22 protein-coding genes are annotated in these 23,497 nt (G+C 56.9%); 17 read left to right on the top strand and 5 right to left on the bottom strand.

Going from position 1 to position 23,497, the window contains the following annotated elements; all coding sequences use genetic code 11:
- Positions 1–72: 72 nt before the first annotated feature.
- The 7 genes from fabB (at position 73) to SERS4_RS0117945 (ending at position 8,572) form a co-directional block, all read left to right on the top strand.
- Positions 73–1,287: a beta-ketoacyl-ACP synthase I gene (fabB, locus tag SERS4_RS0117975; RefSeq protein WP_012146081.1), complete on the top strand. Its 1,215-nt coding sequence runs from the start codon at positions 73–75 to the stop codon at positions 1,285–1,287.
- A 210-nt stretch (positions 1,288–1,497) separates the two neighbouring features.
- Positions 1,498–1,719, top strand: coding sequence for a hypothetical protein (locus SERS4_RS0117970; protein WP_004947462.1), 222 nt, complete (start codon positions 1,498–1,500; stop codon positions 1,717–1,719).
- Positions 1,720–1,923: 204 nt separating this feature from the next.
- On the top strand, positions 1,924–2,346 hold the full coding sequence (locus SERS4_RS0117965; protein ID WP_017893531.1) for a hypothetical protein: 423 nt from the start codon (positions 1,924–1,926) through the stop codon (positions 2,344–2,346).
- 68 nt (positions 2,347–2,414) lie between these two features.
- The gene (locus SERS4_RS0117960; protein ID WP_017893530.1) at positions 2,415–2,738 is read left to right on the top strand and encodes a copper-binding protein; all 324 of its coding nucleotides are present in this window, start codon (positions 2,415–2,417) and stop codon (positions 2,736–2,738) included.
- A 10-nt stretch (positions 2,739–2,748) separates the two neighbouring features.
- The gene (locus SERS4_RS0117955; RefSeq protein WP_017893529.1) at positions 2,749–4,008 is read left to right on the top strand and encodes a TolC family protein; all 1,260 of its coding nucleotides are present in this window, start codon (positions 2,749–2,751) and stop codon (positions 4,006–4,008) included.
- The gene (locus SERS4_RS0117950) at positions 4,005–5,456 is read left to right on the top strand and encodes an efflux RND transporter periplasmic adaptor subunit (RefSeq protein ID WP_017893528.1); all 1,452 of its coding nucleotides are present in this window, start codon (positions 4,005–4,007) and stop codon (positions 5,454–5,456) included. Before SERS4_RS0117955 ends, SERS4_RS0117950 begins: the two co-directional genes overlap by 4 nt.
- Positions 5,453–8,572 (top strand): efflux RND transporter permease subunit, encoded by a 3,120-nt coding sequence (locus tag SERS4_RS0117945; RefSeq protein ID WP_017893527.1) that lies wholly within the window; start codon positions 5,453–5,455, stop codon positions 8,570–8,572. Before SERS4_RS0117950 ends, SERS4_RS0117945 begins: the two co-directional genes overlap by 4 nt.
- 47 nt (positions 8,573–8,619) lie before the next feature.
- Here the strand turns inward: SERS4_RS0117945 and apbE are convergent, their stop codons facing one another.
- Complete coding sequence (gene apbE, locus SERS4_RS0117940; protein ID WP_017893526.1) at positions 8,620–9,651, bottom strand: FAD:protein FMN transferase ApbE; 1,032 nt, start codon at positions 9,649–9,651, stop codon at positions 8,620–8,622.
- A 157-nt stretch (positions 9,652–9,808) separates the two neighbouring features.
- On the opposite strand from apbE, the gene SERS4_RS0117935 reads away from it, so the two are divergent.
- A complete protein-coding gene (locus SERS4_RS0117935; RefSeq protein WP_017893525.1) occupies positions 9,809–10,921 on the top strand; it encodes an SLC13 family permease in 1,113 nt (370 codons plus the stop codon).
- A gap of 45 nt (positions 10,922–10,966) precedes the next feature.
- Here the strand turns inward: SERS4_RS0117935 and pepT are convergent, their stop codons facing one another.
- A complete protein-coding gene (gene pepT / locus SERS4_RS0117930; protein WP_017893524.1) occupies positions 10,967–12,199 on the bottom strand; it encodes a peptidase T in 1,233 nt (410 codons plus the stop codon).
- Between the two features lie 214 nt (positions 12,200–12,413).
- On the opposite strand from pepT, the gene SERS4_RS0117925 reads away from it, so the two are divergent.
- Positions 12,414–13,310, top strand: a complete 897-nt coding sequence (locus tag SERS4_RS0117925) for an endonuclease/exonuclease/phosphatase family protein (RefSeq protein ID WP_017893523.1) — start codon at positions 12,414–12,416, stop codon at positions 13,308–13,310.
- Positions 13,311–13,335: 25 nt separating this feature from the next.
- Here SERS4_RS0117925 and SERS4_RS0117920 read toward each other — a convergent pair whose 3' ends face one another.
- Positions 13,336–14,769 (bottom strand): aminotransferase class I/II-fold pyridoxal phosphate-dependent enzyme, encoded by a 1,434-nt coding sequence (locus tag SERS4_RS0117920; protein ID WP_017893522.1) that lies wholly within the window; start codon positions 14,767–14,769, stop codon positions 13,336–13,338.
- 93 nt (positions 14,770–14,862) lie between these two features.
- Here SERS4_RS0117920 and SERS4_RS0117915 point away from each other — a divergent pair, with 93 nt between their 5' ends.
- The 4 genes from SERS4_RS0117915 to SERS4_RS0117905 all read left to right on the top strand — a co-directional run bounded on the left by SERS4_RS0117915 (position 14,863) and on the right by SERS4_RS0117905 (position 16,990).
- Positions 14,863–15,318, top strand: coding sequence for a rhodanese-like domain-containing protein (locus SERS4_RS0117915; protein WP_017893521.1), 456 nt, complete (start codon positions 14,863–14,865; stop codon positions 15,316–15,318).
- A gap of 128 nt (positions 15,319–15,446) precedes the next feature.
- Positions 15,447–15,968 (top strand): carbamoyltransferase C-terminal domain-containing protein, encoded by a 522-nt coding sequence (locus SERS4_RS27455; protein WP_083906178.1) that lies wholly within the window; start codon positions 15,447–15,449, stop codon positions 15,966–15,968.
- Positions 15,965–16,528: a GNAT family N-acetyltransferase gene (locus SERS4_RS0117910; protein WP_026142464.1), complete on the top strand. Its 564-nt coding sequence runs from the start codon at positions 15,965–15,967 to the stop codon at positions 16,526–16,528. Before SERS4_RS27455 ends, SERS4_RS0117910 begins: the two co-directional genes overlap by 4 nt.
- A 267-nt stretch (positions 16,529–16,795) precedes the next feature.
- Complete coding sequence (locus SERS4_RS0117905; RefSeq protein ID WP_017893519.1) at positions 16,796–16,990, top strand: hypothetical protein; 195 nt, start codon at positions 16,796–16,798, stop codon at positions 16,988–16,990.
- A gap of 45 nt (positions 16,991–17,035) precedes the next feature.
- On the opposite strand, the gene flk is transcribed toward SERS4_RS0117905, so the two are convergent.
- Positions 17,036–18,064: a flagella biosynthesis regulator Flk gene (gene flk / locus SERS4_RS0117900; protein WP_012146066.1), complete on the bottom strand. Its 1,029-nt coding sequence runs from the start codon at positions 18,062–18,064 to the stop codon at positions 17,036–17,038.
- 178 nt (positions 18,065–18,242) lie between these two features.
- Here flk and SERS4_RS0117895 point away from each other — a divergent pair, with 178 nt between their 5' ends.
- From SERS4_RS0117895 to SERS4_RS0117880, 4 genes are read left to right on the top strand one after another with little or no spacing between them, the layout of a single operon-like run.
- Positions 18,243–18,608: a hypothetical protein gene (locus SERS4_RS0117895; protein WP_017893518.1), complete on the top strand. Its 366-nt coding sequence runs from the start codon at positions 18,243–18,245 to the stop codon at positions 18,606–18,608.
- Positions 18,609–18,657: 49 nt separating this feature from the next.
- Complete coding sequence (locus SERS4_RS0117890) at positions 18,658–20,694, top strand: protein-disulfide reductase DsbD (protein WP_017893517.1); 2,037 nt, start codon at positions 18,658–18,660, stop codon at positions 20,692–20,694.
- Positions 20,691–21,407, top strand: coding sequence for a DsbA family protein (locus SERS4_RS0117885; protein WP_017893516.1), 717 nt, complete (start codon positions 20,691–20,693; stop codon positions 21,405–21,407). Before SERS4_RS0117890 ends, SERS4_RS0117885 begins: the two co-directional genes overlap by 4 nt.
- A complete protein-coding gene (locus SERS4_RS0117880; protein ID WP_017893515.1) occupies positions 21,400–21,900 on the top strand; it encodes a protein disulfide oxidoreductase in 501 nt (166 codons plus the stop codon). The genes SERS4_RS0117885 and SERS4_RS0117880 overlap by 8 nt, the downstream gene beginning before the upstream one ends.
- Here the strand turns inward: SERS4_RS0117880 and SERS4_RS25820 are convergent.
- Positions 21,858–23,366 carry a PLP-dependent aminotransferase family protein gene (locus SERS4_RS25820; RefSeq protein ID WP_017893514.1) on the bottom strand — a complete coding sequence of 503 codons (1,509 nt, stop codon included), beginning with the start codon at positions 23,364–23,366 and terminating at the stop codon, positions 21,858–21,860. The genes SERS4_RS0117880 and SERS4_RS25820 overlap by 43 nt on opposite strands.
- Positions 23,367–23,497: the final 131 nt, after the last annotated feature.

The raw sequence follows: 23,497 nt of genomic DNA, 5'->3' as shown, positions 1-23,497 counted from the left end.
TTGTTCGGCGTACATCTGTACGCTAAAGTGCGATGCAAAATCCCGAATGTAAAAATGTGGAAGAGGTACTGAATGAAACGTGCAGTGATTACTGGCCTGGGAATCGTCTCCAGCATTGGTAACAACCAGCAGGAGGTCCTGGCGAGCCTGCAGGAAGGACGTTCTGGGATCACTTTCTCCCAGGAGCTGAAAGATTCCGGCATGCGTAGTCACGTATGGGGCGATGTTAAACTGGACACTACCGGTCTGATCGACCGTAAAGTGATGCGCTTTATGAGCGATGCGTCCGTTTATGCCTATCTTTCCATGGAAGAAGCCATCAAAGACTCAGGTCTGGCTGCCGATCAGGTTTCCAACGATCGCACCGGTCTGGTAGTTGGCTCAGGGGGCGGCTCTCCGCGCAACCAGGTTGCCGGATCCGACGGCATGCGTGCCAAAGGCCTGCGCGGCGTTGGCCCGTACATGGTGACCAAAGCCATGGCTTCAGGCGTTTCCGCCTGCCTGGCAACCCCGTTCAAAATTCGTGGCGTTAACTATTCCATCAGCTCTGCCTGCGCAACCTCTGCACACTGCATTGGCCACGCGGTTGAACTGATCCAACTGGGCAAGCAGGACGTAGTCTTTGCCGGCGGCGGTGAAGAACTGTGCTGGGAAATGGCCTGTGAGTTCGATGCGATGGGCGCTCTGTCCACCAGCTACAACGATACCCCGGAAAAAGCTTCCCGTACCTATGACGCAGCGCGTGACGGTTTCGTCATCGCCGGCGGCGGCGGTATGGTGGTAGTAGAAGAGCTGGAACATGCTCTGGCGCGTGGCGCACACATCTATGCCGAGATCATCGGCTACGGTGCGACCTCCGACGGTGCCGATATGGTTGCGCCATCAGGCGAAGGCGCAGTGCGTTGCATGAAGATGGCAATGCAGGGCGTTGACACCCCAATCGACTACATGAACGTGCACGGGACTTCTACGCCGGTTGGCGATGTGAAGGAACTGGGCGCTATTCGTGAAGTGTTTGGCGACAACACCCCGGCAATCTCCTCCACCAAGGCCATGACCGGTCACTCACTGGGCGCCGCCGGCGTGCAGGAAGCGATCTACAGCCTGTTGATGGTTGAGCACGGCTTTATTGCGCCGAGCATCAACATCGAAAACCTGGATGAGAAAGCCGCAGGCATGAACATCGTGACTCAGCCGACTCAACGCGAGCTGACTACCGTGATGTCCAACAGCTTCGGTTTCGGCGGCACCAACGCCACGCTGGTCATGCGTAAGCTGCAGAAGTAATACCGGCTCAAGGTTTTAGAATAAAGCCCGCGTTTTCGCGGGCTTTTTAATGCCTGTCGATCCTGCCGGTTGGCCGCTCGGAGTTATCTCAAATTACATCTTCTGACGGATCATTAACGCTTCGTTCAGCCTTTTGCGCATACAATGGCTCAATAGCGCGAATATCACTCGGCGTAGCATTTCAGAGTGACCGAACATTGAGGCAATAGTATGAAAAAGTTAATTGCAGTTGGGCTGCTGTCGGTATTTTTGGCTGGGTGCGCGACTGAATCACCTTGTGTCCCGGTCTATGACGATCAGGGGCGTTTGGTGCACACCAACACCTGTATGAAAGGCACCACTCAGGATAACTGGGAAACCGCAGGCGCTATCGCCGGTGGTGCAGCGGCGGTTGCCGGTCTGACGCTGGGTATTATCGCGTTAACCAAATAACCTTCCGTCGGTGAGTTTCCCCGTATCAAGCCCAGCCTCCGTGCTGGGTTTTTCTTTGGCTGAGACACCGCCGGTTGATTGATATCAAAGTATTTTTATTTCCAGTCAACTGGCAAACGCGGCTTTGTCAGCGGGTGTAAATTCCATTCCTGCGCAAGCACATGGCCTATATAATCCGGCTATCCCATACTCTGGAATCACCTGATGTCGGCTTTGGCGTCCATCTCTTTATCCATGCACCGTTTGCGCTTCGCTAAAAAGCGGGCCTGTGCATGGCTATTGGTCGTCAGTTGGCTGTTGTTGAATACCCAATTGGCGTTGGCCAGCCATAATTGCAACCTGCAGTTCAGCGGTGAAGCACCTATGGCCCAGCATATGATGCATATGCAAAACAGCCTGCCTTCGTCAGACCAGATGCAAACCCAGGGGCCGCTGTGCGAGAAACATTGTGTCCCTGAGTCCGCCCAACAGGATCATGCCAGCCTGACGTTAGCCGCCTTGCCGGTCAGCAGCGAATTGGCCGTTATTGCTCTTTCCCCGTCAATTTCTATCCCACTTAACACCTGGCAAACGCCACCGATAACAGGCCCGCCGGCGGAGATTGTTTTCTGCCGGTTCCGTGAATAGCTCTGACAACCGCTTTGCCGTCCCTGACGGCCACCCGCGTTTGTTAACTATTTAATGGAGTACCCGTTATGCGTAATTTTTTTGCCGTTGTATTGATCACCCTGTTTTTCTCCTCTGCCGTCAGCGCCGCCGATATGGCGATGCAGCATTCTGCCGTAAAACCTACCGTCGAAATCCATAGCCAGGGCGTCATCAAGGCCTGGGATGAGCGCAAGGTGTCCATCGCACACCAGGCCATTCCGGCGCTCAACTGGCCGCCCATGACCATGAGTTTCCAGCTCCCCTCATCGCCATCGCTCACCGTACTGCCTGTGGGAACGGCGGTTGATTTCAGCTTCCTGCCGATTGATGGCGGTTACCGGCTGATTGCTATCGCAACCGCTCGGCAATAACGGAGGCGTCATGACCATTATCCTTTCTCACCCATTACGGGTGGGCTGGCTGCTGCTTGCCTGTTGGGCACCGGCCAGCCTGGCAGCGGAATTGACGCTGCAACAATCGTTGACGGCGGCTGAACGTTATTCGGCGGAACTTTCGGCCAATCGGCATCAGGTGAATGCTCTGGAGAACATGGCGGATTCGGCGATGCAATTGCCCGATCCCAAGTTGAAGTTCGGGATTGAAAACGTGCCGGTGCAGGGTGGCAACGCCCGGCGACTCACCCGCGAAGGCATGACGATGGGGCGGGTCGGCATCATGCAGGATTACGTCAGCAGCACCAAACGCCAGCGCAAGGCGGATACCCTGCGTGCCGAAGCCAGCCAGACGGATGCCGGCAGCGCTACCATCCGTGCCCGTTTGCAGCAGCAAACCGCGCAGGCGTGGCTGGAACTGGCGCTGAGCCGGCAAACCTTGCGTGACGCCACCGCACTGGTTACGGAGAGTGAACGCCAAATAGCCACTCAGCATGCCGGTGTGGCCGGTGGCGGTACTCCTGCCAGCGGCGTGCTGGACGCCAGACTGACGCTGCTGGCCATGCAGGACCGCATCAGTGAGGCACAGCGCGACGTTGCGGTAGCGCAGGCACGCCTGACTCAACTGACCGGTCAGGCAACCACGGACACTGCCGGGGCGATGCCACGCTTCGAACGTTTGCCGGCCGACAGCGACGTCTTGCGACAGGCGATCAAACAACATCCTGAGGTGCAGCAGGCCAGTCGCGAGGCCGACGTGGCCAGGGCGCGTTCGGCACAGTCAGAGGTGGCGGCCATACCGGACGTGGGGGTTGAGGTGTATTACGGCAAGCGCGCCGACGATTATGAGGATCTGGCCGGGGTGATGTTTACCGTTGATCTGCCGCTGTTCCGTTCGCAGCGGCAGGATAAAGACTATGCCGCTGACGTGTCCCGCAACATGGAGGCCAACGATCGGCTGACGTTGCTGATCCGCGATCATCAGGCGCAGCTCGACACGCTGTTGGCACAGTACCAGGCGGCGCAGGCGCAATGGCAGCGACAGCAGCAACAGGCGATCCCTCTGCAGCAACAGCGAGTGACTTTGCTGTTGGCGCAATATCGCAGTGGAAAAAGCGACTTGTCTGCGCTGCTGGAGGCACGGCGGGCGCTGCTCGACAGCCGCCTCAGCGCCGGTAAAGCCGCCCGTGGACTGGCACAGATTTGGGCCGCCATCCGCTATCTCACCCCTCAGGAGGCAATGCAATGAGAATGCCATTTAAGCTGGCGCTGTTAGCGGCGTTAATCGGCGGTGGGCTGGCCGGGTATGGGTTGGGTTCGGCGGGGGAGACCGCGCCGCAGGCAGACAAAACGGAACGACAGGTACTGTATTGGTACGATCCGATGATGCCTGCCCAGCGCTTTGATAAGCCGGGGAAATCCCCCTTTATGGATATGCAACTGGTGCCGCGCTATGCCGATGAGGCCGATACGCAGGGCGGGGTGACCATCAGCGCGCGCCAGCAGCAGAATCTGGGGGTACGTATTGAAACCGCTCAGTTGCGCGCGTTGGAGCAGCAGCTTGACGCTTTTGGCAGCGTAGCGACGGATGAGCGTGGGGTGCAGATTATTGCCGCCCGTGCCAATGGGCTGGTGGAAAAACTCTATGTCCGTGCCAGCCAGCAGCAGGTGAAAAAAGGCCAGGCGCTGGCACAGTTGTGGATCCCGGAGTGGAGTGCGGCACAGCAGGAGTATTTGGCAATACGGCAACTGAACGATCGCGCATTGACCGCCGCCGCCCGCCAGCGGTTGCAGCTGTTATTTATGCCCGAGGCGGTGATACGGCAGGTTGAGCGCACGGGCAAGCCCGAGCCACGTATTACGATAGTGGCGCCGGAGAGCGGATATGTGAACAAGCTAAGCGTGCTCGAGGGCGCTCAGGTGACCGCGGCGCAGGGGTTATTTGAGCTAGCCAGGCTGGATCCGGTGTGGATCGTGGCCGACTATCCGCAGGCGCAGGCCGGGTTACTCAAGGTGGGCGACAAGGTGCAGGCCGCTTCTGCCAGCTGGCCGGGGGAAAGGTTTGCAGGCGAGGTGAGCGAACTGCTGGCCAATGTCGATCCGCTAACCCGCACCTTCAAAGCGCGCATTCTGTTAAAAAATCCTCAGAAAAAGCTGCGGCCAGGCATGTACCTGCAACTGACGCTATCGCAGAACGCCGTCGGCAAACCGGTGCTGGCAATCCCGCAGGAGGCGCTGATAGATAACGGCGATCGTAACCGGGTATTGGTTGCCGAAGGTAACGGCCATTTCACGCCGGTGGAGGTAGTGGCCGGGCGCGTACAGGATGGCTGGGTGGAGATCAAACGCGGGCTGAGCGCCGGGCAGCAGGTGGTGACCTCCGGTCAGTTCCTGATCGACTCCGAGGCCAGTATGCGCAGTGCCTTGCCGCAGATGGCGGCACAAACCGAAGTTAAACAGTATCAGGCCGAAGGGGTGATTGAGGCACTCAATGGCGACACCATGACGTTGTCCCACGGACCGGTGCCGGAATTGCAGTGGCCGGCGATGACCATGGATTTTGCTCTGCCGCCGGGGGGATTACCAGCAGGCATCAAGCCTGGCGACCGGGTAAAAATTCACTTTAGCGTCGACGACAGCGGTTCACATATCAGCCAGGTTCTGCCGATCAATGCCGGGCACGGAGGCCACTTATGATTGCATTCGTGATCCGCTGGTCGCTGCGCAACCGGCTGCTGGTGTTATTGGCCTCGGTGTTGTTGGCCGGTTGGGGTGTGTGGGCATTGCAGAAAGCGCCGCTGGATGCGCTGCCGGACCTGTCCGACGTTCAGGTCATCGTCCGTGCCACTTACCCTGGCAAGGCACCGCAGGTGATTGAAGATCAGGTCACTTATCCGCTGACTACCACGTTGTTGACGGTGCCGGGGGCCAAAACGGTGCGTGGTTTTTCCATGTTTGGCGATGCCTACATCTATGTGCTGTTTGAGGACGGCACCGATCTTTACTGGGCGCGTTCGCGGGTGCTGGAATCGCTCAGTCAGGTGCAATCCTCATTGCCTGAGCAGGTGAAGGTGGCGCTGGGGCCGGATGCCACCGGCGTGGGCTGGGTTTACGAATATGCCCTGGTGGATAAAACCGGCAAGCACAGCCTGGCCGACCTGCGTGCATTACAGGACTGGACGTTGAAGTTTGAGCTTAAAACCGTCCCTAACGTGGCAGAGGTGGCCAGCGTGGGCGGTATGGTGCGCCAATATCAGGTGGTGTTGGACCCACAAAGCCTGCGTGCGTTGAATATCACCCATCAACAGGTGGTGACGGCCATTCAGGACGCCAACCAGGAAGGCGGCGGGGCGCTGCTGGAAATGGGCGAGGCGGAATACATGGTGCGCACCTCGGGCTACCTGAAAAAACTCAGTGATTTTGCCAATGTGGTGATCACCGTGCGTGATGGCGTGCCGATCCTGCTGTCGCAGGTGGCGACGCTGCGTGAAGGGCCGGAGATCCGCCGGGGCGTGGCGGAACTGAACGGGGAAGGGGAAGTAGCGGGCGGCATTGTGGTGATGCGCTACGGTAAAAATGCGCTGGAAACCATTAACGCGCTGAAGGTGAAGCTGCAGGAAATTCAGCAGACTCTGCCGCCGGGGGTTGAAATCGTTACTGTTTACGATCGCTCTCAGCTGATTGAACACGCCATCGAAACCCTGTCCCACAAGCTGCTGGAAGAGTTTATCGTGGTGGCACTGGTCTGCACTCTGTTCCTGTTCCATTTCCGTTCGGCGCTGGTGGCGATGATCACGCTGCCGCTGGGTATTCTCGGTGCCTTTGTGGTGATGCATTATCAGGGGGTGAACGCCAATATCATGTCGCTGGGCGGGATCGCCATTGCGATAGGGGCGATGGTGGATGCGGCGATCGTCATGATCGAGAACATGCATAAGGTGCTGGAGCAGTGGCGACAGCGTCATCCAGGGCAACAGCCGACGTCAAAGGATTACTGGCGCATTTCGGAGCAGGCGGCGGTGGAAGTGGGGCCGGCGCTGTTTTGCAGTTTGCTGATTATCACGTTGTCCTTCATTCCGGTCTTCACCCTGCAGGCGCAGGAAGGGCGGATGTTCTCTCCGTTGGCCTACACCAAGACCTACGCCATGGCGGTGGCGGCCGGGCTGGGCATTACGTTGGTGCCGGTGTTGATGGGTTACTTCATCCGTGGCCGCATTCCCGATGAGCATGCCAACCCGATCAACCGCTGGCTGATTCGTTGCTATCAGCCGGTGCTGGCGGCGGTGTTGGCACGCCCGAAAACCACGCTCGGGGTTTCGTTACTGTTGCTGTTGTTGACCCTGTATCCGCTTAGCCGGTTGGGCAGCGAATTTATGCCGCAGCTCGATGAAGGCGATCTGTTGTATATGCCATCGTCATTGCCGGGCATGTCGGCACGCGAAGCCAGCAGGCTGTTGCAACTGACCGACCGGTTGATCAAAACCGTGCCGGAGGTGGAGACGGTATTCGGCAAGGCAGGGCGGGCGGAAACCGCCACCGACCCGGCGCCGCTGACCATGCTGGAAACCACCATTCGTTTCAAGCCGCGTGACCAATGGCGGCCAGGCATGACCATGGACAAATTGGTGGCGGAGCTCGATAGCGTGGTCAAGGTGCCAGGCATCGCCAACGTCTGGGTGCCACCCATTCGCAATCGGCTGGATATGTTGGCCACCGGCATAAAAAGCCCGGTCGGTATTAAGGTCAACGGCAATAACATGGCTGATATCGAACGGATTTCCGGGCAGATTGAACAAGTGGTGAAACGGGTGCCGGGCGTCACCTCGGCATTGGCAGAGCGCATCACCGGTGGGCGCTATGTGGATATTGATATCGACCGTCAGCGGGCTGCGCGCTATGGTGTCTCGGTGAAGGAGCTGCAATCGATGGTGGCGACGCTGGTGGGCGGTGAAAACATTGGCGAAACCATTGAGGGGCGGGCGCGCTATCCGATCAATGTGCGTTATCCACGCGAAATCCGTGATTCGGTGCAACAACTGCAGGCATTGCCGGTACTCACGGCCAGCGGGAGTCAGGTGCCGTTGTCGATGTTGGCAGATATTCGGGTGACCGAAGGGCCGCCAATGCTGAAAAGTGAAAACGCACGGCTCTCCAATTGGATTTATGTCGATCTGCGCGGACGCGATCTTAAATCGGCGGTGGAAGAAATGCAGCAGGCGGTCGCGCAGCAGGTCAGGTTACCGGCCGGTGTCTCTTTGAGCTGGTCCGGACAGTTTGAATATCTGGAACGCGCCAGCGCCCAGTTGAAAATCGTGCTGCCGGTGACGCTGGCGATCATTTTCGTGCTGCTGTTTGTCACCTTCAGCAACGTGCGCGATGCGCTGTTGATCATGGCGACGCTGCCTTTTGCGCTGATCGGCGGCGTGTGGCTGCTGTACCTGCTGAACTACAACCTTTCGGTGGCCGGGGCCGTCGGCTTTATTGCCCTGTCGGGCGTGGCGGCGGAGTTTGGCGTGATCATGGTGCTGTATTTGAACCATGCGCTGGAAAAACACCGTCAGCCGGGGCAACCGTTAACCCAACAACAGCTGATGGCGGCCATCAGCGAGGGGGCGGTACTGCGCGTGCGGCCGAAAGTAATGACCGTCGCCACCATTATGGCCGGGTTATTACCGATCATGTGGGGCGATGGTGCCGGCTCGGAGGTGATGCGGCGCATTGCGGCACCGATGATTGGCGGCATGGTCAGTGCACCGCTGCTGTCGATGCTGGTGGTCCCGGTGGTGTATTTGTTGTTGCACCGTAAGGGATGATGGAGAGGGGGCGCGGTATGCTGCGCCCCTTAATACCGAACCAGAAATTACTTTACCAGGAAGGCTTTAAATTGGGGCGTCATCACGGCGCTGAATCCCTCGTCGGTTTTGCTGATCAGATAGACCGCCAGCCCTTTTTCCTGCGCCAGTTTCAGGGCCTTTTCCGTCCCCAGCACCATCAGTCCGGTATCCCAACCGTCGGCTTCCAGCGCGGTCGGGGCGATCACCGTGGCGGACACCAGACGGTGGGTTATCGGCCGGCCGGTGGTGGGATCGATCACGTGCGAATAGCGCTGGCCATCCTGTTCGAAATAATTGCGGTAACTACCGGCGGTACTGATGCCATAACCCTGTAAATCCACCAAAGCCTGTACTGCATTTTCGCGGTCGGTAGGCTTTTGGATCGCCACCCGCCAGGCTTTGCCCTGGCCGTTAACGCCGCGGGAGGAAACCGCACCGCCAACCGAGACCAGATAGTTGGTGATGCCGTTGCGCGCCATCAATTGCACCAACTGGTCAACGCCATAGCCTTCACCCAGCGTTGAGAGATCAACATACATTTCAGGCAAGTCTTTTTGCAGCCATTCGCCGTGGTTGTCACCGATCAGTTTGAGGTGCTGCAAGCCGACGTTCTTTTGCGCCGCTTCTATTTGTTGTTGGCTCGGTACCTTGACCACTCGCTTATCCGGGCCGAAGCCCCACAAATTGACCAGCGGGCCGACGGTAATATCCATTGCGCCCTGAGTGTCGCGGCCGATGCGTTGGGCCATCAGGATAATGTCCGCCATGCCGCGCGGGATCGGCTGTGGCTCTGTGCTGCTGCTCTGATTAAAGCGCGACAGCACCGAATCATTGCGATATGTGGAGATATCGTCGTTGGCGCGTTCCAGCACGGCGTCGATCTGCTGCTGTAACTGTTGTTTATCGACTGCCACATCACCGCTGACCTTGACGCTGTAGAAGGTGCCCATGGTTTTGCCGTCGATGTCCATTTGCGGGCGGGTATTCTGGTCATTACAGGCGGTCAGCAAGCCGAGCGTCATGCTCAGTAACAGCCCTTTGGCGAAAACGTTAGCCATAAAGAAATCCTTCAAATCTGGGAAAGGCGCTACAAATAAAGCAAAGTGCGGCGAATGAAAAGCAGATAAAGGTAAAAGAGCATTTTACTGGCGTTGCCGTCGCGCTTGGGCTAACTTCTGGCTCCTGATCCCCGGTTGTTTTTTAGAAGCGCTCAACATGAGTTCAAATTCCCTGATCCGGCTGTTCCAGCCGTTCCTGAAAGATCGTTTTTTACATATTCTGCTGGTGGCCGGCGTGCTGATGCTGGCTATTAATCCGCAACAACTGCCTGCGCTCAGCGGTTTTATCGACTGGCGCACCATTATTACCCTGCTGGGACTGATGCTGCTGACCAAGGGGGTTGAGGTCAGCGGCTATTTTGACTTTATTGGCCGCAAGATAGTCAATACGTTGCATAGCGAACGGCGGCTGGCGCTGTTTCTGGTGTTTTCAGCCGCGCTGTTGTCGTCATTCCTGACCAACGACGTGGCGCTGTTTATCGTTATTCCGCTGACCATCACGCTGAAAAAACTGTCTTCGCTGCCGATTAGCCGGCTGATTATCTTTCAGGCGCTGGCGGTCAATGCCGGTTCGCTGCTGACGCCGATTGGTAACCCGCAGAATATTTTGCTGTGGAGTAAATCCTCGCTGTCGTTTCTGGCCTTTATTGCCCAGATGGCGCCCTTTGGCGCAGCGATGCTGGCCAGCCTGCTGCTGTTGACCTGGTTCAGTTTCCCGGCGCGGGAGATCGTTAAAGCTCCACATACCGAAGGCTACCCTTACCAGCGACGTCTGTTGCTGAGCTGCCTGGCACTGTACGTGATTTTTCTGCTGTGTCTGGATATCGACCTGCCACTGTACGGCCTGTTGGCGGTGTTCGCCGGTTTTTTACTGTTGGCACGCCGGGTGTTGTTGCAGATTGACTGGAGCCTGATTTTTGTCTTTATCGCCATGTTTATCGATGTGGGGCTGTTCACCCGCCTTGAGGCGGTTCAGCCCTGGTTTGCTGACATCGCCAGGCTGGGCGAGGGCGGTATTTATGCCCTGGGAATCGGTCTGTCGCAGGTGATCAGCAACGTGCCGGCGACCATTTTACTGCTTAACTACGTGCCTTCCAGCCAACTGTTGGCCTATGCGGTCAACGCCGGTGGCTTTGGTTTGGCGATCGGTTCACTGGCTAACCTGATTGCACTGCGGATGGCGGGTGAGCGAAAAATCTGGCTGAAATTCCATTACTACTCGCTGCCACTGCTGGCATGGAGTGGTTTGCTCGGCTGGTTGCTGGCTTAAGAGCGATATTTCTACTTGAAATACCGCTCTCCTCTGGCGCGTCTGTTAGCCGCGTGCGGCCAGCAAACAGATGCTGCGGGTGACCTGATAGGACTTCACAAAGGCGCTGACCGGTAGAAATTCAAAGCGCGAATGGAAATTGTGCGCACCGGTGAAGTAATTGGGGGTCACCAGCCCGCGGCTGGATAACGCCGCACCGTCGGTACCTCCGCGCATCGGGATCACCTTTGGTGGAATACCATGGGCGGCGAGGGCGCCGAAAATCAGTTCGATGGCGCGTTTATCTTCACCGATCGAGTTACTGATATTGCTGTAGATATCCGTGACGCTGCAGCTTACCCTGGCACGCGGATAGTTTGCCGCCACTTGCCGGACCACCTCCTGAATACGCTCTTTACGCGCATTGAAACTCGCCAGATCAAAATCACGGATCGACGCTTTTAGCGTGGCGAGGTTGGCGTTGGCCGTCAGGTCGTTGAACCAGAAATAGCCTTCTCGGCCCTCGGTATGCTCCGGCGTATCCCGGCTGTCGAACTGATTGATGATGTCGTTGGCGATACGAATTGGGTTGATCAGCACATTCTTGGCCGACATCGGGTGAGCGGTCACCCCCTCGATGCGGATTTCCGCTGCCGCGGCGTTGAAGTTTTCATACACCACTTCGCCCAGTTCGCAGCAGTCGATGGTATAGGCGAAGTCTGCGTCAAAGCGCGCCAGATCCAGCGCCTTGGCACCGCGCAGGCCAATCTCTTCATCCGGCACAAAGGCCACCAGGATATCGCCGTGACGGTCGGTGGCACTCAGGTTAGCCAGCAGGGTCATCACTACCGTCACCGCCGCCTTGTTATCGGCGCCGAGTACGCTGGTACCGTCGCTGAAAATAATCTCTTCATTCGGGTAGGCCAGGATCTCCGGGTGCTCGGCGGTGCGCAACCAGATGTCATGCTCTGCGTTCAGGCACAGATCCTGGCCGCTAAAGCGCAGGCGCTGCGGGTGAATATCTGCCGACAGGCCGACGTCCACGGTATCGATATGGGTAATAAAACCGATGCGCGGCGCACCGGGCTGGTTGCCGGGTTTACGTGCGGTAACGGTGGCGTGCTCATCAATTTGCACATCAGTCATCCCCAATTCGCGCAGTTCGGCTGCCAGCAGTTTGGCCATATCGTGCTGACCCGGAGTACTGGGCAGGGCCGTGGCGGCGGCATCGCTCTGGCTGGTTACCGCCAGATAACGGAAGAAACGTTCGGTGAGCTGTTCGGCTATGGCGCTGGTCATGCGGGATCCTCTCGGTAAGCGGTCTATCGGTTTTAATGGTAAATCAGCCGGTTGTCCAATGGTGCAATGCTTTAGCCGTCGGAATGCGAGACACCGCGCAGAATAAAAAAATAGCGGGGCAACTAGGAAATAGTCGCGGGTAACTACGGCAAAATCGTTGTTAGCTCTGGGGTGCGGATGCCCCAACAACAATCTGAATGCTAAAGGAGAATTCATGCGCTCACGTCACGCTTTGCTTATTTCTTTGTTATCCCTGGGAATATCTCAGACTGCCTGGTCCTCCACCGACGGTGGCCATGCCAACAGCAACGCCAATAGCCGCGAAGTGGCCAGCGCACTTGGCGGCCTGAAGAACAAAACCTATAGCCTGGAGCAGGCACCGAAGATCCGCGTCGCCAGCTTCAATATTGCCGCCGGTAAAGTCAGTGATATGACCGCCATCGCCAAGGCGATCAAGGCGATGAACGCTGACGTGGTGGCGCTGCAGGAAGTAGACAAGCTGACCGGCCGCAGCGGCAAGCTGGATCAGGCTGAGGAACTGGCCAAACTGACCGGTATGCACGTGGTTTTTGGCCGCGCGATTGATTATGACGGCGGTGAATATGGCCTGGCGTTCCTGTCAAAATATCCGCTGCATGACAGCAAAATTTACCCGCTGCCCTCCGGTCAGCGTGAACAACGCATTGCCTTCAGCACCCAGACCGACGTGCCCGAGTTTCCGGCGCCGATTACGCTGATCAACACTCATTTGGATACTAAAGAAGATCCGGCCATGCGTTTGGAGCAGGTGCGCGAGTTGAACGATCGCACCATCGAAATGCGCGGTATCAAACTGTTGTTCGGCGATATGAACGACGTTCCGGGCAGCGTTACCTGGACCGAACTCAGCCGCTACTGGAACGACATCATGCCTGCCGCGCAAGATGGCCGCAGTTGGCCGGCGGAAAATGCCGAAATCAAGGTCGACTACATCTTTAGCGGCAATGCCCAGCGCTGGCATCTGGACAGCCTGACGGTGCCGAACGCCAGCGGCGACTGGAACGGCATTCACTGGCCGGCGGTCAGCGATCACCTGCCGGTGGTTGCCGAACTGCGGCTGACCGAGCAGTAATTTAATCAAAAGCAGTATTGTCAGCTTAAACGGGTGAGATCCGTGCCAGTCGTTCGATGGCGGCGCGGATTTCACCGGGTGTCAGGGCCGAAAAGCCCAACAGCCAACCGTCGCGCCGCCCGGCTGACGTGAGATACTGGGCTGCCAGCCCTGGCGTCACGACACCCAGGCCTTGCGCCTGACGAGAGAGAGCCACTTCCTGACCGGGTGGCAGCCAAACGCTGAGTTGCAATCCGCCACTTGCCGGTTGTGGGGTGGCAAAATGCCCCAGTTTTTCCTGCACCTCCTCCAATAACCGGTCACGACGACTGCGGTACAACTGACGCATATAGCGGATATGAGCGGCAAAATGCCCCTGCTGGATAAACTCGGCGGTTACCGCCTGCGTCAGTTGGGCGCTGTGGCCGTCGTAAACCGTGCGTGCGGTGGTAAAGGGTTCCGCCAACGCAGGGGGCACCACCAAATAGGCCAGCCTCAGTGAGGGAAACAACACCTTGGAAAAGGTGCCCAGATAAAGCACGTTGCCGCGTCGGTCCAATCCTTGCATCGCAGGTATGGGCTGGCCGTCATAGTGAAATTCGCTGTCATAATCGTCTTCAATAATCCAGGCCCGCTGGCGTTGCGCCAGTGCCAACAGTTCGAGACGGCGTGCCAGACTGAGCGCCACGCCGGTGGGGTATTGATGCGAAGGTGTCAGATAAATCAGCCGCGGTGTCGGAAGTTGTTCATCCTGCCGTATCCCGGCTTCATCAACGCTGACCGGTACCAGCTCGGCGCCAGCGCTGGTAAAGGCGTTCCTGGCTCCGCGATAACCGGGCTCTTCCATCCAAACCTTATCACCGTGATCCAACAGCAGGGTGGCAATCAACTGCAGGGCCTGCTGTGAGCTGGTCAGTACCAGCACTTGTTGTGCATCACAATTAACGCCACGCGCTTGGCTGATATAACCGGCTATGGCCTCGCGTAACGGCAGATAACCTTGTGGATCGCCATAGCGCATCAGGGTTTCGCCCCGCAGGCTTAACTGCCGTGCGGTGAGCTGTTTCCACAGTTTTAGCGGGAAGGCGCGGAGATCCGGCGAACCGGCGGCAAAGGGCAAGGGCTGTTGGGGATCGCGACAGCCCCCGGTTTGTACGATCTGTCGGCCGCGCAGTGACAGACGCGGCTCGCCGCTGACTTTGGCTACAGGCACTGATTTGACGATGCCAGCCGCCACGAAGGTGCCTTGACCCACCCGGCGCTGTAGATAGCCCTCGGCCTCCAGTTGGCCGTAGGCCGCCTCGGCGGTCACGCGTGAGATCGCTAAATCTGCCGCCAGTACTCTGGATGAGGGCAAACGTTGCCCGCTGATCAACGTCCCGTTATGGATAGCCCGGCGCAGCGTGCTGCATACGCGCTCACGTAAGGTCCCGTTGGCGTGTTCCGGCAGGTGAAAAAGAGTGAGTAGCGTGCTGGCCATAATGGGACTTATCAATGGGCGAAAATGGGTATCAATCATAAGACCAAAATCAGGCAATATTGTCATCAGTGTTTATCAACAGGAGTGAATTACATGGCGGTATCTTCATTGGTTTTGGCCTTTCCACCGGGGACGGCGGCGCAGAGTCTGGATTATCTGGCCGCGAAGCTGAGTTATTACGCAGATGCGTGGGACGTGGCGGAAGATCTGCGCAACGGCGTCAGTGAGATCCTGGTGATTGATACCCGTGCGGAAGCCCTATACGCGGCCGGACATATTCCTGGTGCCATCAGTTTGCCCCATCGCCTGATTGATGAGGCCGGTACGGCGCATCTGGCGCGCGATAAAGTCTATGTCACTTATTGCGATGGCATTGGCTGTAACGGCTCCACCAAGGGGGCGTACAAGCTGGCGCTGCAAGGATTTCGGGTGAAGGAGTTGATTGGTGGTTTGGACTTCTGGCTACGCGATGGCCATCCATTGGCCACCGGTGAACAGCCGGGCTCGCTGCAGGGAAGTGCTATTGGCGAAGACTGCGGCTGCGCTTGATGCGGTAAAAGAGTCGTTCTGGTTGGGCGACACAAGGGGTGGTTACCCTTGTGTTGTCTCAAGCAGCGTTATTTGAATAAAGTATAAGATAATCCCATAATTTAATCGTAAACCAATGATATGTTAAAATTTATTTAACTTTCATCTTTGTTTTACCTCTCATTACCCATTTAATAAAATCAATTTTTAACGATGAAACTGGCTATCCAATATTAGTCAACACCTCCCTCAATGGCGGCGGCGAGCCCATTATCGATAGTGCTGAGGATGCCATCATTTTCTTTAGGCATAATGATGAAGTCGATTTATTACTTCTGGGAGATCGCCTTATATCCAGAAATAAAACCAATTGGTTGCGGATTTTTAAGGCAGGACATACAATTAAACTGAGTGATGGCACATTAACCAATGTTGTTTTTTCTAAGGGACAGCGATATGTTTTCTTTATCAAAGGCCGGCTGTCTGCGAGTGTGAGTGTGAGTGTGAGTGTGAGTGTGAGTGTGAGTGTGAGTTTGAGTTTGGATATCTTTGATTCAATAAACAAGAATGGTGGTTCGTTGTCTTATGACTTACTCGAAAATAACAGTAATTCTGTCATTAAATCTCTGTTTACAGCCATGATGTTAGGGTTAATGGAGTTCGAATCGTGAGCTTTAAACTAATTGAACCTATAACATCAGGTTTATATATACTGGAACCTTTAGAGAAATGGCATGCGCATGGCATGTATGCGGGGTTGTGTATTGAGGATGATTATAAGTTTATACCTTCCGAACCCCCGAAAACGTTGGGTGAACTGGCGTCTCGCTATGAGCGAGTATCTCGACGCTATTCGGCGGATAAAAAGGAAATATGGTTAAATTGGGTCATTATAGGTCGTGAGTCTGGTCAATATCTGGGGTATGTCCAGACGACAGTTATGATTGATAAAGGCTGGGCATATATTGCTTACCATGTATTTAGTCAATATCAGAAAAAAGGCGTGGCAAAAAAGTGTGTGTCTATGCTGGTGGATTTCTTATTCAGTAATTATAAACTGTCTCATGTCGATGCATTGATAGATACGCGTAATATTGCTTCCATTAGTTTAGTGGAGTCTCTGGGACTTAAGAAAATTAATGAATTGAAAAATGCAGATTTTTTCAAAGGTTCTACAAGTGATGAGTTTCATTATAGAGTGTTTGATAAGGAATGGGCTGCGAATAACTAAGGCTTTAATGTTAAAAAATATAGCTATGGGAATATTATGAAAGAGAAAGTATCACTATGGCAAAATGGAGCGTTCAATAAGTTATGGCTTTCTCAAATACTAACTCAAGTAGGTGCTGAGGTTTCGCTGTTCGCTTTGCCCATATTGCGATAACGCAATTGCATATAACGCCAATACAAATGGGGTATTTAGTGTTTTCAGAGCAGTTAGTGCCGATCGTATTAGGGGGGGCTGGCATTTTACTTTTCTCATGCAAATTTTTATACTTTGGCTATCTCTGCATTCCTGTTGGGTACGGGTAAGTTGTTTTTTGATGTTTCGTACCGCAAGCTGATTCCGCGCGAGGCGATATTTATCGCCACATTGGGCCTGATGTTTTCAGCCTTTATTCTTGCACTGCCGCAGGTGCGTCAATTCAAGCTTGAAGCCTCCGAGCACCATACCCAATCTGGCCTTGGATAAGGGTTATCCGCTGGCCAGTAAATAAGTTGCCGGGAAGTCAAAAAGTTAAAACACCAGCGCCAATACCAGGGCCAGCACCAGAATAAACAGGATAAACGCCACGGCCGGTTTGCTCAGCGCTTTTTGCAGCGGTTGGGGCAGGGCGGCAATCAGTGGGTTGAGCAACGGCTGCGGTTCGGCGTGGCTGCCGGACAGCGGCTGTGCCGGGCCGGTCTTTTCCAGACGGCGCGCAAACAGCTGGTTGATCAGGTCGCTCATCTGCGGATGGGTCAGCGGTGCGCCGGCATTGCAGTGAAAACGTGACTGACAGTAGTCATTCAACTGTTGCTGCTCCTGCGGATCCGCTGGATGTTTCAGTGCGGCCAACAGATTGTTCAGCGTCGGTGCGGTTTGTGGACTCAGCGCTACCTTCACCTGCAAAAACTGATTCAGCAGTTGGAAATGGCGAGCCGGCAGCGGATCGTTGGTTTTGACCCCGCTGAGATCAAATAGCGTCTGCCAAATTTTGACCGGTGATTCGCCGGTGGCTGCGCTCAGCTTGGTCACCTGCAGTTGCAGGCTCTGATGTTCGGCAGGCAACAGCGGACGATCGCTGGTGGTGGTTTGTTGCGGGAGCGGGATGGTCAGGCTGCCGGTCTGCAACAGGTTCAGTACCTGCTGCAACTGCGGGTGGCTCAATTGACTCAGCACCGTATGGCCAAACTGCTGGCGAATAAAGTCGCTGACGGCCTGGCGGTTATTGCCCTGCGGCAGCAGATCGGTGAGTTGCTGCAACAATTGGCGGTTGGCATGGCTTTGCTGCACCTGCGCCAGACGGTTTTGCAACAGTTGCTCGGCCGGTTGGAAATGGCGTGCCAGTAGCTCACTGTTGTTGTCCGTTTGCAGGTCATGACGCAGCGTGACCCAGATCTCTGCGGACTTGGCCGGGCTGAGCGCCATGATCTTGACGACCAGCTTCTCCAGCGTCGTGCGTTGTGCCGGGGAGAGCGGGCTACCGTCAGTGGTGGTGGTTTTGTCCGGGCTAGGGGAACGATCGCTGGCGATCGGGGTGCCCGGTCCACTCAAAGGTTGCATATCACCTGTCCTTCGCTGTGTAGAAAATCGTCGTACCCGGCGAAAAGCGCAGGATTGTTCTTATGATACCTGTAAACGGCCGCGACCAATACCGTCCTCAGACATTTCTTTACAGGCAAAACATTGCTAAAAGCGTCTGCGCCGCTAAGATAAGCGCAGACTTGGAATTGAGGACGGCATGGTTAAACAGCAGCGGATTGCGAAATGGTTTTTATGCCTGGCTTGCCTGGTGGTGCTGACCTGCATGACTCAGCGCATGGCGAGCCTGCATGCGTTGCAGCAAGTGATGGGCCTGCCTGTCGCCAGCACTCTCACCTCCGCCACCGATGACGCCGCCGAACTGCAACCCACTCCCTGCGAACTAAGTGCAAAATCCCTGTTGGCCTCGCCGCCGGTAATGTTCGAAACCCTGCTGTTCGGCCTTGGCATGTTGCTGGTGCTGTTGGCCCCTACTGCGGCCGCGCGTCTGCGCATTCCCCCTCCCAGAGTTATTTCCCCCACCACCCTCAGGGTACATCTGCGATTATGCGTATTCCATGAATGAGTTCATCGCCCGTCTGTTTTGGTGATTGATTCATTTATGGAGAAAAAACATGTTAAATATCATCAGGTCGGCATTAGCCTGCCTGTTACTGCTGTGGCTACCTGCTTTGCAGGCGGCGGACAGCGGCTGGCTACAAAGCCCGACTAACGATCACGCCAAGGTGCGGCTGCGCGCCGATACCTCGCACAGCGGGGAAACCCGTTTGCTGCTGGGCATAGAGCTGCAAAAAGGCTGGAAAACCTACTGGCGTTCGCCGGGGGAAGGCGGAATTGCGCCGACCATCGCCTGGCAGGGTAATCCACCGCCGGCAACCTGGTTCTGGCCAACGCCGCAGCGTTTTGACGTTGCCGGCATCTCCACCCAGGGTTATCACGACCGGGTTGAGCTGCCGATGGTGATGAAAGGCGCGGTGCCACGTCAGTTGGCGGGCACCTTGACGCTGTCAACCTGCAGTAACGTCTGTATTTTGACCGACTATCCGTTCAGTCTGGATCTGGACGCGCCGTCCGACGCGCAGTTTACCCATGATTTTGCCCAGGCAATGGGGCAGGTACCTATTGCCGATGGGTTGGTGGAGAGTATTAAAGCCGGTTATCAGAACGGGGAACTGCAGATCAGCGCCGAGCGAGCTGCCGGTTGGCAGCAGCCTGAGCTGTTCTTCGATACGCTGGAGGATGCCGACCTCGGCAAGCCGAAGGTCAGCAGCGACGGAACCCGGATGTTCGCGCGGGTGCCGGTGAGTGATGGCTGGGGCGATAGCGCACCGGATCTGCGTGGCAAAACCCTGACGTTGGTGATCGGTGACGGCGGCGTGGCGCAGCAGGTGACGTTACCTATTGAAGGGCCACTGGCTTCACCGGTTGCGGCAAGTTTCTCGCTGTGGCAGGCGGTGCTGATGGCGCTGGTCGGTGGCCTGATCCTCAACCTGATGCCGTGCGTGTTGCCGGTATTAGGCATCAAACTGGGCTCGATTTTGCAGGTCGAACAGCGTGATCGGCACAGTATTCGGCTACAGTTCCTGGCCTCGTCGTTCGGCATTGTGGCGTCATTTATGGCGCTGGCGTTGCTGATGACGCTGCTGCGACTGAGCAACCAGGCGCTTGGCTGGGGCATTCAGTTCCAAAACCCGTGGTTTATCGGTTTTATGGTGCTGGTGACGCTGTTATTCAGCGCTAACCTGTTCGGCCTGTTCCATCTGCAGCTTTCCTCTTCGCTGAACACCAAACTGGCGACCCATAACGGCCGTGGCCTGAGTGGGCATTTCTGGCAGGGCGCTTTCGCTACCTTGCTGGCGACGCCATGTTCCGCACCTTTCCTGGGTACCGCGGTGGCCTTTGCTCTGGCAGCACCGCTGCCGGTACTGTGGGGTATGTTTGTCGCGCTGGGCATCGGGATGAGCCTGCCCTGGCTGTTGATTGCCGCCTGGCCGGCGCTGGCACTGCGTTTACCTCGTCCGGGGCGGTGGATGAACAGCCTGCGGCTGGTGATGGGGTTGCTGATGCTGGCTTCTTCGTTGTGGCTGCTAAGCCTGATGGCCAACCATATCGGTGGCGTCCCAACGCTGGTGGTGGGTGTTATCGCGCTGCTGGCCCTGTTGCTGGCGGTCGGTTGGCAACACGGGGTTCGCCTGGCGGCCAAGCTGGCAGCCGCTACCCTGGTGCTGGTTGGGGTGGTGCTATTGGCCGGTTCGCTGACCGCCGGGCTGTGGCGTCAGCCGCTGCACGACAATGTGGCCTGGCAACCGCTGAGCGAGGAGGCGATCACCCAGGCGCTGGCCCAGAACAAACGGGTGTTTGTCGACGTCACCGCTGACTGGTGCGTGACCTGTAAAGCCAACAAATTCAACGTACTGCTGCGCGATGACGTGCAAAAAGCGCTGAGCGCCGAGGACGTTGTCGCCCTGCGGGGGGACTGGAGCCGTCCATCGGCCGAAATTAGCGCCTTCCTGCAACAACGCGGCAGCGTCGCCGTGCCTTTTAATCAAATTTATGGCCCCGGCAGCCGCGACGGCGTGGTGTTGTCCCCACTGTTGACCCGCGATGCCGTATTGCAAACCCTGTCCGCCGCCAAAGGAAATTCACAATGAAAAAATTAATGATTTTACTGATGTTGATCGCCACCCCTGTCTGGGCCGCTGGCCCATTTACTCCGGAACAGGAAGTCCGCATTAAAGAGCTGATCCGCGAAACGCTGGTGTCGAACCCGGATATTCTGGCGCAGGCGGTCGATGCCTGGCAGCAGCAAACCGCCGGCCAGCAAATCAGCCAGGCGATCAAGCAAAACGCCAAAGCCCTGTATGAAGACCCGGCCAGCCCGCGTCTGGGGGCGGCCAACGCCAAACTGACGCTGGTGACCTTTACCGATTACAACTGTCCGTACTGCAAGCGTTTTGATCCGATGCTGGAGAAGATCGTCAAACAATATCCGGACGTCGCGTTGGTGGTGAAATTATTGCCGTTCAAAGGCGAAAGCTCGGTCAGTTCGGCACGGGTGGCATTGACTGCCTGGCAGCAGCATCCGGACCAGTTTTGGGCGTTGCACCAGCGGCTGATGGCGAAAAAAGGTTTCCACGACACCGCCAGCATTGCCGCTGCCCAGCAGAAAACCGGAGTGAAAGAAGTGGCGCCCAGTGAGCTGAGCATGACCACGCTGCGCACTAACATGGAGCTGGCAGAAAAATTGGGCGTGCAGGGGACGCCGGCAACGCTGATCGGCGATCAGATGTTGCCGGGGGCAGTGTCTTACGAGGAGTTGGAAACGATGGTGAAACAGCAATTGGCGAAGGTCAAAAATGGCTAGGCTGCGGCGTTGGGCGCGGGAACTGCTGATCCTGCTGTTGATTGTCCTGGTAGCGGCGTTCGGCATGGACTGGCTGCGTGCACCGCAGGCTCCGCCAGCCTTCGATTCGCAGGTCCTGACGACGCTGAACGGTGAGCAGGTGTCACTGGCACAGCTCAGTCAGGATAAACCCTTGCTGGTCTATTTCTGGGCCAGCTGGTGCGGTGTTTGCCGCTTCACCACGCCCTATGTCGCCAGACTGGTCGGCGAGGGGGACAACGTGCTGACCGTAGCGCTGCGCTCCGGTGACGATGCTCAGGTGGCGAGGTGGCTGGCAGGCAAGAGGGTGACCTTGCCGGTGGTTAACGACCCGCGTGGCGGACTGTCGGCGCAGTGGCAAATCGGCGTTACCCCGACGCTGGTGATTATCTCCAAAGGCCAGGTGGTGCAGAGCACCACCGGCTGGACCAGCTATTGGGGCATGAAGCTGCGGCTGTGGTGGGCCGGGCTGTAATCACCGGTTTGTTCTGAATCTATCACCTGACTAATCGCCCGGCACAGCCGGGCGATACCTTCTTCAATCAGCGGCGGCGTGTTGGCGGCGAAATTCAATCGCAGGCCGTGCGCGCCACGCTGTTCCTCGGCATAAAAACACTCACCGCGTGCAAAAGTCACGCCTTGTCGCCAGGCCACCGGCATCAGTGCTTCGGTGCTGACGGCGGCGGGCAGCGTCAGCCAGATAAACAGTCCGCCCTCCGGCGTTTCAAACCGGCAGCCTGGCGGCAGTTGCTGCTGTAATGCGGCGACCATCACATCCCGGTGCTGGCGATAGACTCGTCCGGCACGCCGCAGTTGCTTGTCGTAGCGCCCGATGGTGACGAAGGCGTCCAGCGCGCGCTGGATCAGATTGGAACTGGTAAAACTGTCGACGTGTTTCAATCGGGCGATGCGTTGATAGTGTTCGCTGTCCGCCACCAGATAGCCGATGCGCATGCTGGGCAACAGCATTTTGGAAAATGTGCTGACATAAATCACCGCCCCCGGCTGCGCAAGCGCCCGCAGCGAGGGCAATTGCTTGCCGTTGTAGCGCAAATCGCCGACAAAATCGTCCTCGAGGATCACCACCCCGGCATGCTGAGCCAGTGCCAACAGGCGACGCCGCCGGGCCTCACTCATGCAGCGCCCGGTAGGGTTATGGAAATTGGGTATGGTGTAAATCAGCTTCGGCCGGTGTTTTTCCAGCAGGGCGGGCAGTTGGTCAACCAGCATGCCGTGCCGATCGCTGGGAATGGTGACGATATTGATGCGGTGCAGGCGCAGTAGCCCCAGGGCCTCGGCGTAGGTCGGCTGTTCGACGATCACCGTATCGCCTGGCTGCAGCAGGCTTTGCACAATCAGGCTGATGGCGTGTTGTGAACCGTTGGTGATCAGCAATTGTTCCGCATGGGTCGGAATGCCCTGCGCGGTGAGGATCCGCCCCAGCGTATCGCGCAGCGGGTAGTAGCCACAGTATTCGCCATAGCTGAAAGCCTCTTCCGCATGGCGGCTGAGCACCGACAGCAAGATCTTGCGGAACTCTTCCTGCGGGAAAACTTTCGGACTGCCGACACCGGCAGCAAAGTTGATGATGCTATCTGGCAGCGGGATATCGGGGTAACCATCCAGCCGTGAGGTCAGGGTGGTGAAACGCTCCGCCGGGAAAGGGACATCGGTTGCCGGTTGTGGCTGTGCGGGCTGTGCCAGCGGGTGCTGGACATAGGCACCGCTGCCGCGCCGCTGGCGTAAAAAGCCTTTGGCTGCCAATTCGGCATAGGCGTTGTCCACCGTCAACCGGCTGACGGCCAATTCGCCGGCAAGCTGGCGCGTGGAGGGCAGTTTGTCACCATCAACAAATACGCCGCTCAGGATTGCCCGCCGCAACGCCTCCTCAATTTGCAGATACAGCGGAACATCCTGCTGACGGTCTAACGGAATATGCATGCAAAATTGGCTCGGTAGTTGGTGGCACTTTTTACTATACCCCATAGCAGCAGGCCTTCAAGCGGATAAAAGTGGCCTGTATAACATCGGGGGAAAGTGGCTCTGGCGGCAAAATCGCGCGGCGTTAGAAT

Origin of the sequence: Serratia sp. S4 (assembly GCF_000347995.1) — a bacterium.
Classification (GTDB): Bacteria; Pseudomonadota; Gammaproteobacteria; order Enterobacterales; family Enterobacteriaceae; genus Serratia; species Serratia quinivorans.
This window is presented reverse-complemented; position numbering and strand designations above follow the sequence as displayed.

What these genes read in the sequence shown, in the direction of transcription:
- fabB (WP_012146081.1), top strand. Translation starts at nt 73, where the DNA reads ATGAAACGTGCAGTGATTACTGGCCTGGGAATCGTCTCCAGCATTGGT.
- SERS4_RS0117970 (WP_004947462.1), top strand. Translation starts at nt 1,498, where the DNA reads ATGAAAAAGTTAATTGCAGTTGGGCTGCTGTCGGTATTTTTGGCTGGG.
- SERS4_RS0117965 (WP_017893531.1), top strand. Translation starts at nt 1,924, where the DNA reads ATGTCGGCTTTGGCGTCCATCTCTTTATCCATGCACCGTTTGCGCTTC.
- SERS4_RS0117960 (WP_017893530.1), top strand. Translation starts at nt 2,415, where the DNA reads ATGCGTAATTTTTTTGCCGTTGTATTGATCACCCTGTTTTTCTCCTCT.
- SERS4_RS0117955 (WP_017893529.1), top strand. Translation starts at nt 2,749, where the DNA reads ATGACCATTATCCTTTCTCACCCATTACGGGTGGGCTGGCTGCTGCTT.
- SERS4_RS0117950 (WP_017893528.1), top strand. Translation starts at nt 4,005, where the DNA reads ATGAGAATGCCATTTAAGCTGGCGCTGTTAGCGGCGTTAATCGGCGGT.
- SERS4_RS0117945 (WP_017893527.1), top strand. Translation starts at nt 5,453, where the DNA reads ATGATTGCATTCGTGATCCGCTGGTCGCTGCGCAACCGGCTGCTGGTG.
- apbE (WP_017893526.1), bottom strand. Translation starts at nt 9,651, where the DNA reads ATGGCTAACGTTTTCGCCAAAGGGCTGTTACTGAGCATGACGCTCGGC.
- SERS4_RS0117935 (WP_017893525.1), top strand. Translation starts at nt 9,809, where the DNA reads ATGAGTTCAAATTCCCTGATCCGGCTGTTCCAGCCGTTCCTGAAAGAT.
- pepT (WP_017893524.1), bottom strand. Translation starts at nt 12,199, where the DNA reads ATGACCAGCGCCATAGCCGAACAGCTCACCGAACGTTTCTTCCGTTAT.
- SERS4_RS0117925 (WP_017893523.1), top strand. Translation starts at nt 12,414, where the DNA reads ATGCGCTCACGTCACGCTTTGCTTATTTCTTTGTTATCCCTGGGAATA.
- SERS4_RS0117920 (WP_017893522.1), bottom strand. Translation starts at nt 14,769, where the DNA reads ATGGCCAGCACGCTACTCACTCTTTTTCACCTGCCGGAACACGCCAAC.
- SERS4_RS0117915 (WP_017893521.1), top strand. Translation starts at nt 14,863, where the DNA reads ATGGCGGTATCTTCATTGGTTTTGGCCTTTCCACCGGGGACGGCGGCG.
- flk (WP_012146066.1), bottom strand. Translation starts at nt 18,064, where the DNA reads ATGCAACCTTTGAGTGGACCGGGCACCCCGATCGCCAGCGATCGTTCC.
- SERS4_RS0117895 (WP_017893518.1), top strand. Translation starts at nt 18,243, where the DNA reads ATGGTTAAACAGCAGCGGATTGCGAAATGGTTTTTATGCCTGGCTTGC.
- SERS4_RS0117890 (WP_017893517.1), top strand. Translation starts at nt 18,658, where the DNA reads ATGTTAAATATCATCAGGTCGGCATTAGCCTGCCTGTTACTGCTGTGG.
- SERS4_RS0117885 (WP_017893516.1), top strand. Translation starts at nt 20,691, where the DNA reads ATGAAAAAATTAATGATTTTACTGATGTTGATCGCCACCCCTGTCTGG.
- SERS4_RS0117880 (WP_017893515.1), top strand. Translation starts at nt 21,400, where the DNA reads ATGGCTAGGCTGCGGCGTTGGGCGCGGGAACTGCTGATCCTGCTGTTG.
- SERS4_RS25820 (WP_017893514.1), bottom strand. Translation starts at nt 23,366, where the DNA reads ATGCATATTCCGTTAGACCGTCAGCAGGATGTTCCGCTGTATCTGCAA.